The following is a 14,354-nucleotide window of genomic DNA, read 5'->3' as shown; positions in this document are numbered from 1 at the left end:
TCACTCGTGATGTTCGAGAGCCTTGAAGCCGGCCAGCGTGACGAGCGCGTCGCGCCGCGCGGCCTGATAGTCGGCTCGCACCATTTCCTTGACGAGCGCCTGGAACGAGGTGGCCGGCTTCCAGCCCAGCTTCTCCTGCGCCTTGGAGGCGTCGCCAAGCAGCGTCTCGACCTCGGCCGGGCGGAAGTAGCGCGGGTCGACACGCAGGATCACCTGACCCGCTTCGAGCCGCATCTCACGCGAATCCACGTGGTCGACGATGCCGACCTCATCGACGCCGCTGCCTTCGAAACGCACCGTGATGCCCAGTTCCGCCGCCGCCGCGCGCACGAAGTCGCGCACGCTGTACTGCACACCGGTTGCGATCACGAAGTCCTCGGGCTGCTCCTGCTGGAGCATGCGCCATTGCATGTCGACGTAATCGCGCGCATGGCCCCAGTCGCGCATGGCCGAGAGGTTGCCGAGATACAACTCCTTCTGCAACCCGACCGCGATGCGGGCAATCGCACGCGTGATCTTGCGCGTCACGAAGGTCTCGCCGCGCTGCGGCGACTCGTGGTTGAAGAGAATGCCGTTGCACGCATAGATGCCGTAGGCCTCGCGGTAGTTCACCGTGGTCCAGTACGCGAACAGTTTCGCGACCGCATACGGGCTGCGCGGGTAGAACGGCGTGGTTTCGCGCTGCGGCACTTCCTGCACGAGCCCGTACAGCTCGGACGTCGAAGCCTGGTAGAAGCGCGTTTTCTTCGCGAGGCCGAGAATGCGGATCGCTTCCAGAATGCGCAGCGTGCCGAGGCCGTCCGCGTTCGCGGTGTACTCGGGCTCGTCGAACGACACGGCCACGTGGCTCTGCGCGGCGAGGTTGTAGACTTCGTCGGGCGAAATCTCCTGGACCACGCGCAACAGCGCCGTGGTGTCGGTCATTTCGCCGTGATGCAGGTGGATGCCGGGCTCCGAGTCGTGTGCATCGCGATACAGGTGATCGATGCGGTCCGTGTTGAAGAGCGATGAACGGCGCTTGATGCCATGCACCTCATAGCCTTTGTTCAAAAGCAGTTCTGCCAGATACGAACCGTCCTGACCGGTGATGCCGGTAATCAAAGCAACTTTACGAGCCATTGCCATCGTTCTCTCCTCGCGTGCGCGAAATGGGATTCGGTGGTTTTCATCATCGACGGGCGGCCCGAAAACCGGCCGTCAACCTGTTGCTACCCTGCAATGCTTTCGTAACCGTAGTAACCGCCGCGATACCCGCCGCCGATGAACGCGCCGGTCTTCGGCACGTCGGTGAGCAGCACGCCACGCAGATTCACGCCGCCAATGCGCAGGCGCTTGACCGTTTCCTCGAGCTCCGAAATCGGGTGGCGGCCGTGGCGAATCGCGAGCAGCGTCGTGCCCGCGTAGCGCCCGATCACGGTCGAGTCGGTCACCGCGAGCACCGGCGGCGTATCGACGATCACGAGGTCGTACCGCGCCCCCAGTTCTTCGAGCAGCGACTCGAAGCGCGGGCTCATCAACAGCTCGGACGGATGCGAATGCAGCGAGCCCTTGGCCAGCACGTCGAGTCCAGGCAGCACCTCGTGCTGGATCGCCTGGTCCAGATCGGCGCCGAGCAGCACGTCGGAGAGACCCGGCTGGTGCTTGATGCCGAAGTGCGAGTGCACATCGCCGCGCCGCATGTCGCCGTCGACGATCAGCACGCGCTTGTTCACCGAGGCGACCAGCGCGGAGAGATTGACCGACAGGAACGATTTGCCGATGTCGGGCCGCGAGCCCGTGAGCATCACGATGTTGTTGCGCGCGTCGTTGAGTGTGAGCTGCAGCGAGGTGCGCAGGCTGCGCACGCCTTCCACGGCGACGTCCTGCGGATTCTGCTGCGCGAGCACGTGCAGTCCGCGCCGGCGCGACGACACGTGATGCTGCAGACGCAGCTGCTGCGGGCTGCGCGGCACCACGGCGAAGACCGGCACGCCGAGCGCGGCTTCGAGCTCGTCCGGACGCTCCACACCGCCGTACAGCGACTTGCGCACGAACGCGACGAGCACGCCCAGCACGAGCCCCGCGCCGATCGCGAGCGCGATCACGAGCAGCTTCTTCGGACGCACGGGATCATCCGGCGCTTCGGCGAAATCGACCACGCGCACGTCACCCACCTGGCCCGCGCGCGCCACACGCAGTTGCTGCGCGCTGTTCAGGAGGCTCGTGTACAGCTCCGTGCTCACATGCACGTCACGCAACAGGCGCACGGCCGACTGCTCCGTGTCCGGCAGTTGCGCCACATTACGCGTGAGCTGCGACTGCGCCGCTTGCAGCGTGCCGATCTGCGCATCGAGCGCCTGAACGGCCGGGTGATGCTCGGTGAAACGCTGCGCGAGTTCCGCGCGTTGCTGCCGCAGGTCTTCGAGACGGATCTTGTTGTCGCTCACCTGCTGGAGCAGCAGCCGGCTTTCTTCGCCGAGATCGACGGTGCCGTGTTCGTTACGGAACTTGTTGTACTTCTGCTCGGCCGCATCGACCTGCGAGCGCAGTTGCGGCAGCTGGTCGTCGAGGAACGCGAGCATGTGTTCCGCTTCCGCCGAACGGCTTGCGATGTCCTGCTTGATGAACTCGTGCGCCACGTTGTTGAGAATCGCGGCCGTCGTCTTGCTGTTGTGGCCTTCGAGGCTCGCGCGGATCACGCCGGACTGCAGCCCGACTTCCTGGATCTGCAGCGAATTCTCCAGCCGGTCGACGGTGGTGAGCGTCGAGGCGCGCGTGAGCAGGAAAGGCGTTCCCGGCGGCCCGCTCAAACTGTCGACGTGCAGCGCGATCGGCCCGACCGACGTGTTGGCGCTCACGTCCTCGCCGACGCGGCCCTGCAGGAGCGGAATGCCGTCGGGGTCGCGCAGCGTGAAGGTGCCGGGCTCGTCGCCGGCGACGATCGTGAAGTCGCGCTCGTACATCGCTTCGGGCGTATCGAAGCGCGACACCTTGATGTCGCCGCCGCCCCAAGCGTAGCCGGACGGCCGCAGGAACCCGGGCAGGTGCTGCGCCCAGGGCGCGCTCAGGATGCCCGAGAGCATGCCGCCGATCACGGGCATTTCGCGCGGCCGCGCCGAAATGTCGAGGTGCAGCTTGCGCACCGTTTCCTCGGTCACGTTGCGCGACTTCAGCATTTCGATCACGCCGTTCGCGGTCGACTTCTCGTCGAACATGCCCGTGAGCGGCGGCAGGCTGCTGTCCTTCTTGCTGGCGTCGCCCTTGTCGACGAGGTGGAACAGCACGTCGGCCCGATAGGTCGGCGTCGCGAGGAACGCATAGGCCGCGCCCAGCAGCGTGACGGCAAGCGTCACGATCGCGATGGCGCGCCAGTTCGCCACCATCGTCTGCAGGTAGTCGCCGAGGTATCGCTCGTCGGCGCCTGCTGCGCCATAGTAAGCGCCGTCATAATTCATCGCCATCTTGCTTCTCCCGAAACCTGGTGTTGCTTGCTGGTGATGCTTGCTCGAATGCGCCGCAGCGCTCAATACGCGTTGCGACCAACCAGACCGTGAATGATCGTGGCCGCGATGATGCGCATGTCGAGCCAGAACGACCAATGGCCGAGGTAATACAGATCGTGCGCTACGCGCATTTCCATCTTTTCGAGGCGATCGGTCTCGCCGCGAAATCCGTTGACCTGCGCCCACCCGGTAATGCCGGGCTTGATGCGATAGCGGTGGATGTAGCCCTTCACCACGCTCTGATAAAGATCGTCGTGCTCGAGCGCATGCGGGCGGGGTCCGACCACCGACATGTCGCCGCGCAGCACGTTGTAGAACTGCGGCAATTCATCGAGGCTCGTGCGGCGCAGGAACGCGCCGAGACGCGTCACGCGCGGGTCGTGGCGCGTCGCCTGGCTCACCGTGCCGGGCGCCTCCTTGTGCTCGCGCATCGTGCGGAACTTGTAGATCGTGAACACGCGGCCGTCTGCGCCCTTGCGGCGCTGCCTGAACAGCACCGGCCCCGGCGAGGAAACCTTCACCGCAATCGCAATGCCGATGAGCAGCGGCATGAGGCTCACGAGCGCGAGCGTTGCGAACACGCGGTCGAACAGCGCCTTCTTGAGCTGCGCGCTCGCGGGCAGCGGCGAGGCGACGAGGTTGATCGCGGGCACGCCGAGCAGCTCGATCACCGTACTGGTGTCGAACAGGGCCAGCGAGCGCACGTCCGGGATGAAGCGGATGTTCACGAGGTCGTTGCGAAACTCGCTCACGAGCCGCACCACGGTGCGTTCCTCGGCAAGCGAAAGAGCGAGCCACAACTCGTGCACGTCGTGCTCGCGGATGTGCTGCGCGAACGACTCGATCGTGTCGCACACCGGCGCGTCCTTCTCGGACGCGGGCCGTGCCGATTGCGGCATGGTGTTGTAGAGCGCGCTCGCGCGGAAACCGGAGCCTGGCTCCGCATCGATGCGCCGCACAATCTCGTCGCACTGCGAAGCGGAACCCGCAATGGCGACCTGATGGAGATTCATGCCCGCGCGGCGCATATGCGACAGCACGCCGTGCGCAAGGAAGCGCCACGTAATGAGCAAGCCGCCTGCAACGGCCGTCCAGTAGGCGAACCACAGGCGTGAAACGACATCGACGTGATGCATCGTCGAGTACATCGAGATCAGCGCGCAGCCCTGCACCACGAGCCAGGCAAGCGACACCTGGCCCGCGAGCAACGCCTTGGAGCGGCCGCGCCACGACTGGTAAAGCTCGAACGCCGGAAAGATCACGAGTGCAAAGGCCGCTGAGAGCAGCACGAAGGCTTCGTTCACGCCGCGCGGCACGATATCTTCGAAACGGATCTCCGAAGCCACGCTGGCGCCGATCATTACGGCAGATACGTCGAGCACTCTCGCCATCAGATTTTGTAGCTCGCGCATGCTTTCTCCCTTTTTTCTCCCTGCAAGCCGTGCCGCTACCCTCAACCGCAGCGGCCGTACGTATCGTCGAGACGGACGATGTCGTCCTCTCCCAGATACGCTCCCGACTGCACCTCGATGATTTCGAGCGGCACCTTGCCCGGGTTTTCCAGCCGGTGGCGCACACCGAGCGGAATGTAAGTGGACTCGTTTTCCGTCATAAGAAAGGATTCCTCACCACGAGTGACGAGTGCAGTGCCGCGCACAACCGTCCAGTGCTCGGCGCGATGGTGATGCAGTTGCAGCGAGAGCCGCGCCCCCGGCGTGACGACGATGCGCTTGACCTGGAAGCGCTCGCCCGAATCGATCGAATCGTAGAAGCCCCACGGACGCTGCACCTTGCGATGCGAATCCGCCTCGGGGGCGCGCTCCGCCTTGATACGCGCAACGAGCCCCTTCACGTCCTGCACTTTCGAGCGGTCGGCGACGAGCACCGCATCGGCGGTTTCGACCACCACGAGGTTCGATGTACCCACGCAAGCCACGAGCCTGCCGTCGGAATGCGCGTACGTCGCCACCGCGCCTTCGAACACGACACGCCCGCGTCCGACGTTGCCGTCTTCGTCCTTTTCCATCGCGGCCCACACGGCGTCCCACGAGCCGAGGTCGGACCAGCCCGCGTCGAGCGCGACCACCACGCCCTCGGGCGTCCAGCCGTTGCTGGCCGATAGCCGCTCCATGACCGCGTAATCGATCGAGTCGGACGGAGCGCGCTTGAAGGCGTCCGCGGCCGGCCGGAACACGGGGCCGTCTTGCTGGCCGTCGACGAACGCGGCAAGGCACGCTGCATGCATGTCGGGCTGCAGCGCGCGCAGCGAATCGAGCCAGACGCTCGCACGCATCACGAAGATGCCGCTGTTCCACCAGTAGCCGCCCTGCGCGACGTACTGCGTCGCGAGTTCGGGCGCGGGCTTTTCGACGAAGCCGTCGATACGGTGCGCGCCGTCGGCAATCGCTTCGCCGACGCGGATGTAACCAAACCCCGTTTCAGGCGAACGCGGCGGCACGCCCAGCGTCACGATCGCGCCGCGCTGCGCATGGCGCGCTGCGCATTCGAGCGCGCGTTGCAGGGCGTCCAGGTCGGTGATCGCATGGTCCGACGGCATCACGATGAGAATCGCGTCGTCGCCGTTCGCGCACGCAAGCGCCGCGCCGAGTGTGAGCGCCGGCGCCGTGTCGCGCCGCGCCGGCTCCACCACGAGCCGCGCGTCCATGCCGCACGCACGCAACTGATCGACGATCACGAAGCGGTGTTCTTCACCACATACGACGATTGGCGAACTCGCGACCTCCCACTCTGACGAAAAGCCGTCGAGCCGGTGCACGGTGGCCTGCAGCAGCGTATCGCTGCCCACCACACCAATTAGCTGCTTAGGGAAATGTTCGCGCGAAACAGGCCACAAACGCGTGCCAGACCCGCCCGCCAGCACGAGCGGCACGATGCGCGTGCACGCAGCGGCTTCGACGCGGGCCTGGCTCTGGCCCTCCTGAATCGGTGACCTTTCATTCATGTTCGGACTCCTGCATATCGGGCAGGATCGCCTCGACTCGCGACGAGCGACCCAGTTACGGCGATGTGCGATCGTTATTACCGCGGTGTTACAGCGTCCGCGGCTACAGTGCCTCTACACCGGCCTCGCGACGGCTTTGCTCGCGGTATTCGGTGGGCGAAATCATCATGCGCTTGCGAAAGATCTTGGCGAGGCGGTCGCCATTGCCCATGCCGGTGCGGCGCGCGATCTTGTCGACCGGCAATTCCGAATCGGTGAGCAGACTGCAGGTAATCGCGAGACGCGCATGCAGTAAGTAATCAGATGGCGTGATGCCCATCTCCAGCTTGAAGCGGCGCAGAAAGTTACGCTCGCTCATCGCGGCGACCTGTGCTGCGTCCGCTATCGAAATGGCCCGCTGACAGTTTTCCTGCAGCCAGCGCGCCGCTGCACGCACTTTGTCAGCCGGCGCGCTACCGAGCGCATCGCCGAGGAACGGCAGCAGGTTGCCGCCCGAATCGGGCATGAGCCGCTCGGTCACGGCGCGCGCAACATCCACGCCGAGGTCGCGTTTGACGAGCGTGAGCGCGCTCTTCATCGACTCGAGCCGGTCGCCGGCGTCGCCGCCCGCTTCCTCGCGTCCCGTTTGCATCGCATACGAGCCGAACTCATGCTGCGTGCGCTGGCCGCACAGACTCGCTGCTTCGAGCAGTGAACGGCCTTCACCAATCGGACGAATGGTGCCGGTATTCGCGTGCACGCGACGCAGCCACGCGACGAGACGCTCGTCGTTGGCGGCCGCGAAGGCGCCCTTTCCACCCGCCACGAACAGCGCGTCGAAACCGACGTAGTGGCGCGCATCGAGTCCATCTGTCCAGACCCGTACCGACGACGAGCACGTCACGTTGCCGCCATCGGCCGAAAGGATGCTTACATCGTAAGGTGAACTGCGAGCGGTGTCCGTCGAGAGCTCGTTCGCTACATGAAACACTTCAGCCACAATACCGGCGCCGAGGAGCGAACAACCATCGAACAGCAGAATTGCGATATGACGCACCTCTCGACTGATGCCCGCGGTCACTAGATGCGGGCGGCTGAACGACGGCAAATCCAGACTTGCGTACGCCATGCTTTTCCCCTAAACAATCCCCCGTATCAAGCGAAAAGTCCCGGTAATAGCATTTCGATAGCATTCCATGTGCAGTGCATCATAGGCAGAGAAAAATTCCGCCAACGACGACTGACCGAAACTGGCGAGACATTGGCGCATTTAGTCCGGTCGAGGACCGATTAGAAGGTTTGGCGCCAAGCTAAATGACAAAAAAGCAAACCGCGTGAAAGGCAATTGGTTCGATTACATCGAATCGGCAAAAGTGCCGGATAACCGTTACAGACAGGTATATTCGCCTTTGTTACTACAAAATCGTTTGACGCCTTCCGATCGATGCGTGCGCATGGGATGGAAGCGAAACGGCCAATTAAAAACGGCAAGTCGATTCGTCTGATTAAATGATGTTTAAGAAGCTTTGGGCTCCGATTTCGAGCATGCGAGGGGCATTTTAAACCCGTTAAATCCTGTTTGCGCCGCACAATAAAAAAATTCACAAAAAGCCGCTTTATATGATCGGGCTCCGCGAGCACTGCACAACTCGCGCGCGGCGCTTCCAGGAGAAATTGCGCGAAAAGCCTGGAGGCTGGCGTCAAATGACTGGCTCGAACAACTAGGCTTACCCTTTCATGCTGTGAGGAACCTGCCAATGACATTGCGCCCAGCCCTTGCATCCGTACTTGTAAACCCTCCTCCCGCGCGCGGCTCGCGCGCTTTTTCATGGGTGCCGGCCGCAACGCTCGCGCTGGGCGTCCTCGGCGTGCTGCTCCCGGTGATGAGTTGCCGCGCCGCCGACGCGCCCGTTTGCAGGAGCGCCGCCGGCCGCGCGGCGACAGACGCAGGCGACGATCCCCTCTTCGCCGATACGCCCGGCAGCGACGGAACACGCCTGTTTCCCCGCGGCAAGAGCGTGCGCATCGACGTGACCACGCGCGCGACGCGCGACGACAAGGTGCAATGGCAGATCACGGATACCTGGAGCCGTCCGCAGGCAAGCGGCAACTTCACGGTGGCAGCCGGCCCGCGCGTCACGTCGCTCACCTGCACGCTGCCGCAGGCAGGCTACTTCGCGTTTTCGGCGTCGCTGGCTTCGCAGCCGTCTACGGGTTTGCCCCAGCGCGGGACCCGACCGGCCGGCATCACAACGTTCGGCGTGCTGCCCGATGTGAGTGCAGCACTTCCCGCACCCACCTTCGCGCGCCAGGACCTGCACCGCTTCGGTGGACAAGGCTCAGCATATATCGCGCCCGGACAGCACTGCTGCGGCGGCGACGGCCTGCGTCCGCTCTACACCGACCTCGGTCTGGCGTGGGCCAACGACAAGCGGGGCTGGTACGTCATGGAGCCCAAAGGTCCGAATACGTTCGACGCTGCCGCCTCCCAGCTCGAGCTCCAGTTCAAGCCCGGCGACATCATGCGCTTGATCACGCTCGACGGCTTTCCCGGGTGGGCGAGTCCGAACGGCGAGGAGACCCACAGCTACGTGCCTTCGTCATTGGGCCAGCTGCGCGAATACATGTCGCGCGTTGGCGCGGAGTCCGCACGCATCCGCGCGCGCGTGTTCCCGCGCCAGGCGCACAACTACTATCAGGTCACGTGGGAACCCGACAAGGACGGCGGGCTGCCGTGGAAAGACACGGACGCGCATTTCGTTGATCTCTACAAGACCGTCTACGAGGGCATCCACGCCACCGACCCGTCGGCGATCGTGATGGGCCCGACCTATGCAGGCGTGCAGGGCAACACGGAGTGGCTCAAGAAGTTCGCACCGCTTGGCATTGCTAAGTATCTCGATGGCGTGACGATCCACGGCTACTACGATTTCGGTACCAGCCCTTCGCATCCGCCGGAGCGTCTGTACGGCGCACCCGAAAAAGGCACGCTATCGCTGCCCGAAGCCATGCGCGAGCTGCGCACGACGATGCGCGACGTGCTCAAACCGGGCGCCCCGCTCTTCGTGACCGAAACGGGTATTAGTTACGACATCGGTACGAATTACGCGGCCAACTATCCCGACGCACAAACGCTCTACGCGCAGGGCGCGGTCGTGGCGCGCGCACATCTGATCCTGCTCGGCGAAGGCGCGGACACCACGTTCGTCTTCTATGGAGCGGACATGCCGGAGACGACGCCGGGCTACGGCGTGTTCTTCGAACTCGAGCATCCGAAGGGCATGTACGGCGCGTCGAACATCAGCCCGAAGCCGGCCGCGCTCGCGGTCGCGACCATGACGCGGCTGATCGACGGTACGTATACACTCGGGCCGCTGCGCGGCACGCCCGCGGGCGTCTACGCTTACGCGTTCGCGCGTCCGGGCGGCGGCAAGGTGATCACGGCGTTGTGGAGCCACGACAACGCGCGCTGGAGCGCGAAGACCGGGTTCGACGCGACGCGCGCGACGAACTACACGCTTCAGGTGGACGCGCGCGGGCGCACGGGCAAGGTGAGCGTGTTCGACATGATGGGCAACCCGACCACCATGACTTACAACGACGGCATGCTCCCGCTGCGTCTGACCGAATCACCCGTGTATGTCGTGTCGGACAATGCCGAGGTCGCCAGATCGAACGCTGTCACGCCCGCAGGCTACGTCGCGCCGAAGCCTTGAGCGCAAGTGCCTGGGCTCGCATCTTGGCCCACGATAGCGAGACTTAGGCGGCTCTGGACAGTGCAACGCGATTTTGAGCCGCCTAGACTGCTGATGAACGCGACGCCTGATTGTCATGCGCCGCGCGCGCAACGGCTGCGCTCGAGACAATCATATCGACACGACCGCCACCCCACGGATCCGCTCGTCCATGCTGTCGCCTACCGAATTCCTCGAGGTTGTGCGGCTCGCACCGCTTGTCGGGATCGACCTCATCGTCGCCGATGCCGACGGCCGCGTGCTTGTGGGCGAACGACGCAATCGCCCGGCGCGCGGCAAGTGGTTCGTGCCAGGCGGACGCATCCACAAGGACGAATGGCTCGACGCCGCGTTCACGCGCATCGTCGAAACCGAGCTCGGCATTGCGGGCATGCAGCGCTCGGCCGCGCGCTTCGTCGGCGTCTACGAGCATCATTATCCGGACAACTTCGCGGCGGAAAACGGCATCGGCACACATTACGTTGTGCTTGCGTATGCGTTCATGCTGGACAGCACCGTGCCTGTCGGGCGCTTCGATCAGCACAGCCAGTACGCGTGGCTGTGGCCTGAGGAGCTGCTCATGCGCGAGGACGTGCACAAGAATTCGAAACAATATTTCTGCTAAAAACGCCCCAGCGACAGACACACGCGCGTCGTGGATTGACCGCGCGGCGTTCGTGAAGCACGCGTGGGGCGCGTGTGCGCGCCCGTAAGCAGCGGGATCAACGCCCGGTCAATGCCGAGCCGCCTTGCCCAGCATACCGAGCCATTCTGCCAACTTCTCGCCATTTTCAGACTGCGGCGTGCGCCAGCACCCCACCGGCCTATCATGAATCCCGAGAGCGTGATGTGACCGCATGTAACAGCCCCACACAGCCGGATCAGGGCACGCGGCGCAAAAACGCAACGTACTCCTGCGAATCCTTTCTGCGCGAGGAACCGGCCATGTACATCGATAGGGTGGTCTGCCGGCAAGCCGCTTTCCAGCCGCGCGGCGCTCATTTGAAGTTCGGACACGTGGCCAAACGCATAGGCATCCTGGTTTTCGAGGGCTTCCCGCTCGGGGATGTGACCTTGCTCGCCGATGTGTTCCGTCTCGCGAACGATGCCTGCGCCGACACGCTTCCTGCTTATTCCATCGTCATGCTTTCCGAGCCTGGCGGCAACGTGGCCAGCGGCTGCGGCCTGCGGATATGGTCCGAGAGCCTGCATGGCCCGCTGCGCAGCGGCTTCGACACACTATTCATCGCCGGCGGCCCCGGTGCGATGGAGGCGCGCGACAACGCGCGGCTCATCACGCGGCTGCAGATGCTCGCACCGAAAGTGCGCATCATTCGCGCGCTCGGCGAGGGACGCGCCGTACTCGCCGCCGCCGATGTGCCCTTCCTGCGCACGGGCGGCAATACGGCAAACTCGGCGCAGCGGCTACGCCGGGCGCTGGAAGCGCGCAACGCCGGCGCTTCGGTCGTGACGCCTTCCGAGGCGCTCGTCGCCGCGCTCAAGGTGGTCAAGCGCAATCACGGCGTGGCCCTGGCGCAGCGCGTATCCGAGGACTCGATGCCGGGCTCGTGGGAGCGGCTCGGCCCCATGCTCGACGATGGCGAGTCGGACAGCGCGAACGGCAAGATCAGCTCGGCCGCGCACTGGCTGCGCGAGAACTACCATCAGCCGATCTCGGTTGCCGACGCTGCGCGCGTCGCGCAGATGAGCATGCGAAACTTCCTGCGCCACTTCAAGACGCAAACGGGCCTCACGCCTTCCGAATATCTGCTGCGCACCCGGCTCGATGCCAGTTGCCTTCTGCTCGCGCAAACCAATCTTCCCATCGACGAGATCGCGCAACGCTGCGGCGTGCCACGCGGCGAGCGTCTCGCGCGGATCTTCCGGCGCAGGCTCTCGATTTCGCCATCGGGGTATCGCGCCGTGAACCGGCGGGCTTCGGGCGAGTAATGCCGGTCGCAATTCGATACATGTTTTACCGTTGCATACGCAAAACGCCGCGCTTTCGCGCGGCGTTTTTTTCATTCGGCGTACTCAGCGTGTAATTTGAGCGCGCCGGGTGTGCAACGTTACAGCATGCCGGAGCCGAAGATCTCCGTGTGGATGCGCGAAGCATCGACGCCGCGGGCAATCAGCGCCTCGCGCTGTTCGCGCATGAACGCCACGGGGCCGCACAGGTAGTAGTCGGCGTCGGGCAGCAGCACATCCGCTTCGATGCGGCCGATATCGATGCGTCCTTCGAAGTCATAGTCCACGCCCTGGCGGTCGTTTGTACCGACTTCTTCGTAGAACACCGCACGCTTGACGTTCGGGTACTCGGACACCGCATGACGCAGAAAGTCGCGGAATGCATGCACCTTCGCGTTACGGCATGCGTGCACGAAGGTCACCTTGCGCTCGCTGCGCTCGGCGATCAGCGTGGAGAGCATCGACTTCATCGGCGTGATGCCCACGCCGCCGCTCATCAGCACGACCGGCGAGGTCTTCTTGCGATCGAGCGTGAACTCGCCCATCGGCGCGCTCACGTGCACCACCGCGCCTTCTTCCACCCCGTCATGCATGATGTTCGACACGTGGCCCGGCAGCGCTTCGCCGCGGCCAGCCTCGCGCTTCACCGAAATGCGCAGCCACTTGCCGTGGGGCGCGTCCGAGAGGCTGTACTGACGCGGCTGGTCCACGCCGAGCTTGTCGACGAAGCGCGTCACGCTCACGTACTGGCCCGGCTCGAAGCCGCCCGCGGATGCACCGTCGGCCGGCGCGAGATAGAACGAGGTGATCTCATCGCTTTCGACTTGCTTGCGCATGACCTTGAACGGACGGAAGCCGCTCCACGAAGCGCTTTCGTACAGCTTCGCCTCGGTGCCGATCATGATGTTCGCGAGTTGCTCGTAAGCCACGGCCCAGGCGTCGAGCGTGGGCTGGTCCACGGCGTCGCCGAGCACGTCGACGACCGCGCCGAGCAGATGGCGGCCGACGATCGGATAGTGCTCCGGACGGATGTTCAGGCTCGCGTGCTTGTGCGCGATGTGTGTGACCGCGCCGCCGAGCGCGCCCAGATTGTCGATGTTCGCCGCGTAGGCGTACACCGCGCGGGCGAGCGTTTCGGGCTGGCTGCCGCTTTGCTGATGCGTCTGGTTGAAGATGTTCTTGAGCTCGGGGTGCGCGGCGAACATCCGCTTGTAGAAATGCTTGGTGATCGTGGCGCCGTGCTCGGCGAAAACGGGCGCAGTGGCCTTCACGCGGGCCATCTGGTCGGCGGTGAGCGCAGTCATTTACGGCTTCTCCGTGGTAAAGATGCACACAAGATACATCTTTAATGCGACAGCCCGACCCAGGCATTTTGTCGCACCCCAGCAATTTCCCGATTGCGCCGGCCGCGAACGCGCGGCGGATGGCCTTGGAGCGCGCTTCGGCGGGGCTTTTGCGGTGCGGGAAACAGTCTTTTTCGGACGATGGCGGTGCGGTTGGACGCCAGACACCACCTTGGAGCGCACATCGGCCGGACGGGGCGGCGTGTGCTCGCGCCCTTTTTATGCCTTACGCGCCACTGGGCTTGCCCGCGCCCCGATCGTGCCGCCAGAGCACGTCGCTACCGCCCGCGGCCCGGTTGAGCACACGCGCGAGCACGAACAGCAGGTCGGAGAGCCGGTTGACGTAGCGGCGCGGCGTATCGGCGAGCGGCGGGCCCGCGTTCGCCGAGGCGCCCAGTGCGACGACCGCGCGCTCGGCGCGCCGGCACACGGTGCGGCACACGTGCGCGAGCGCTGCCGCTCGCGAGCCGCCCGGGAGGATGAATTCCTTGAGCGGCGGCAGCGCGCCGTTGTAGTGCTCGAGCCAGCCATCGAGCCGCGCGAGATGTTCGTCGGTCACGAGCGTGTGGCCCGGCATGCACAGCTCGCCGCCGAGATCGAACAGGTCGTGCTGGATTGCGACGAGCGCCTCGCGGACGTCGTCGGGGAGCGATTCGCACAGCAACACGCCGATCTGCGAATTCAGCTCGTCGACGTCGCCGATCGCGGCGATGCGCGCGTCGTCCTTGCGCACGCGGCTGCCGTCGCCGAGTCCGGTCGAGCCGTCGTCGCCGGTGCGCGTTGCAATCTTGCTCAGGCGATTGCCCATGTCGTGCTCTCCGAAGCTGTAAATTCGCGCAGGTCGCGCATCACCCGCGCCCGGCGCCGTGTCCGGCGCCCATGCCTG

General features: G+C 64.7%; 10 protein-coding genes. 3 read left to right on the top strand and 7 right to left on the bottom strand.

What is annotated here, in order from left to right:
- The 5 genes from gmd to AB4Y35_RS10305 form a co-directional block, all read right to left on the bottom strand.
- On the bottom strand, positions 1–1,119 hold the full coding sequence (gene gmd / locus AB4Y35_RS10325; protein WP_069267834.1) for a GDP-mannose 4,6-dehydratase: 1,119 nt from the start codon (positions 1,117–1,119) through the stop codon (positions 1–3).
- Positions 1,120–1,208: 89 nt separating this feature from the next.
- Positions 1,209–3,440 carry a polysaccharide biosynthesis tyrosine autokinase gene (locus AB4Y35_RS10320; protein WP_368704306.1) on the bottom strand — a complete coding sequence of 744 codons (2,232 nt, stop codon included), beginning with the start codon at positions 3,438–3,440 and terminating at the stop codon, positions 1,209–1,211.
- Between the two features lie 62 nt (positions 3,441–3,502).
- Positions 3,503–4,894, bottom strand: coding sequence for an undecaprenyl-phosphate glucose phosphotransferase (locus tag AB4Y35_RS10315; protein WP_368704305.1), 1,392 nt, complete (start codon positions 4,892–4,894; stop codon positions 3,503–3,505).
- Between the two features lie 41 nt (positions 4,895–4,935).
- Positions 4,936–6,444, bottom strand: coding sequence for a mannose-1-phosphate guanylyltransferase/mannose-6-phosphate isomerase (locus AB4Y35_RS10310; RefSeq protein WP_368704304.1), 1,509 nt, complete (start codon positions 6,442–6,444; stop codon positions 4,936–4,938).
- 103 nt (positions 6,445–6,547) lie between these two features.
- Positions 6,548–7,552 (bottom strand): helix-turn-helix domain-containing protein, encoded by a 1,005-nt coding sequence (locus AB4Y35_RS10305; RefSeq protein ID WP_342919322.1) that lies wholly within the window; start codon positions 7,550–7,552, stop codon positions 6,548–6,550.
- Positions 7,553–8,180: 628 nt separating this feature from the next.
- Here AB4Y35_RS10305 and AB4Y35_RS10300 point away from each other — a divergent pair.
- From AB4Y35_RS10300 to AB4Y35_RS10290, 3 genes are all read left to right on the top strand, one after another.
- Positions 8,181–10,139, top strand: coding sequence for a hypothetical protein (locus AB4Y35_RS10300; protein WP_368704303.1), 1,959 nt, complete (start codon positions 8,181–8,183; stop codon positions 10,137–10,139).
- 190 nt (positions 10,140–10,329) lie between these two features.
- Positions 10,330–10,782 (top strand): GDP-mannose mannosyl hydrolase, encoded by a 453-nt coding sequence (locus AB4Y35_RS10295; RefSeq protein ID WP_042262452.1) that lies wholly within the window; start codon positions 10,330–10,332, stop codon positions 10,780–10,782.
- A gap of 320 nt (positions 10,783–11,102) precedes the next feature.
- Positions 11,103–12,107 (top strand): helix-turn-helix domain-containing protein, encoded by a 1,005-nt coding sequence (locus AB4Y35_RS10290; RefSeq protein ID WP_342919324.1) that lies wholly within the window; start codon positions 11,103–11,105, stop codon positions 12,105–12,107.
- Between the two features lie 119 nt (positions 12,108–12,226).
- Here AB4Y35_RS10290 and hmpA read toward each other — a convergent pair whose 3' ends face one another.
- Positions 12,227–13,429 (bottom strand): NO-inducible flavohemoprotein, encoded by a 1,203-nt coding sequence (hmpA, locus tag AB4Y35_RS10285; protein ID WP_368704302.1) that lies wholly within the window; start codon positions 13,427–13,429, stop codon positions 12,227–12,229.
- Between the two features lie 265 nt (positions 13,430–13,694).
- Entirely contained in the window at positions 13,695–14,276 is a 582-nt protein-coding gene (locus AB4Y35_RS10280; protein WP_368704301.1) for a cob(I)yrinic acid a,c-diamide adenosyltransferase, read from the bottom strand.
- Positions 14,277–14,354: the final 78 nt, after the last annotated feature.

Source organism: Paraburkholderia sp. EG286A (assembly GCF_040965375.1).
Classification (GTDB): Bacteria; Pseudomonadota; Gammaproteobacteria; order Burkholderiales; family Burkholderiaceae; genus Paraburkholderia.
This window is presented reverse-complemented; position numbering and strand designations above follow the sequence as displayed.

Bases quoted from the DNA above. Each gene is read 5' to 3' on its own strand.
- gmd (WP_069267834.1), bottom strand. From the start codon at position 1,119: ATGGCTCGTAAAGTTGCTTTGATTACCGGCATCACCGGTCAGGACGGT.
- AB4Y35_RS10320 (WP_368704306.1), bottom strand. From the start codon at position 3,440: ATGGCGATGAATTATGACGGCGCTTACTATGGCGCAGCAGGCGCCGAC.
- AB4Y35_RS10315 (WP_368704305.1), bottom strand. From the start codon at position 4,894: ATGCGCGAGCTACAAAATCTGATGGCGAGAGTGCTCGACGTATCTGCC.
- AB4Y35_RS10310 (WP_368704304.1), bottom strand. From the start codon at position 6,444: ATGAATGAAAGGTCACCGATTCAGGAGGGCCAGAGCCAGGCCCGCGTC.
- AB4Y35_RS10305 (WP_342919322.1), bottom strand. From the start codon at position 7,552: ATGGCGTACGCAAGTCTGGATTTGCCGTCGTTCAGCCGCCCGCATCTA.
- AB4Y35_RS10300 (WP_368704303.1), top strand. From the start codon at position 8,181: ATGACATTGCGCCCAGCCCTTGCATCCGTACTTGTAAACCCTCCTCCC.
- AB4Y35_RS10295 (WP_042262452.1), top strand. From the start codon at position 10,330: ATGCTGTCGCCTACCGAATTCCTCGAGGTTGTGCGGCTCGCACCGCTT.
- AB4Y35_RS10290 (WP_342919324.1), top strand. From the start codon at position 11,103: ATGTACATCGATAGGGTGGTCTGCCGGCAAGCCGCTTTCCAGCCGCGC.
- hmpA (WP_368704302.1), bottom strand. From the start codon at position 13,429: ATGACTGCGCTCACCGCCGACCAGATGGCCCGCGTGAAGGCCACTGCG.
- AB4Y35_RS10280 (WP_368704301.1), bottom strand. From the start codon at position 14,276: ATGGGCAATCGCCTGAGCAAGATTGCAACGCGCACCGGCGACGACGGC.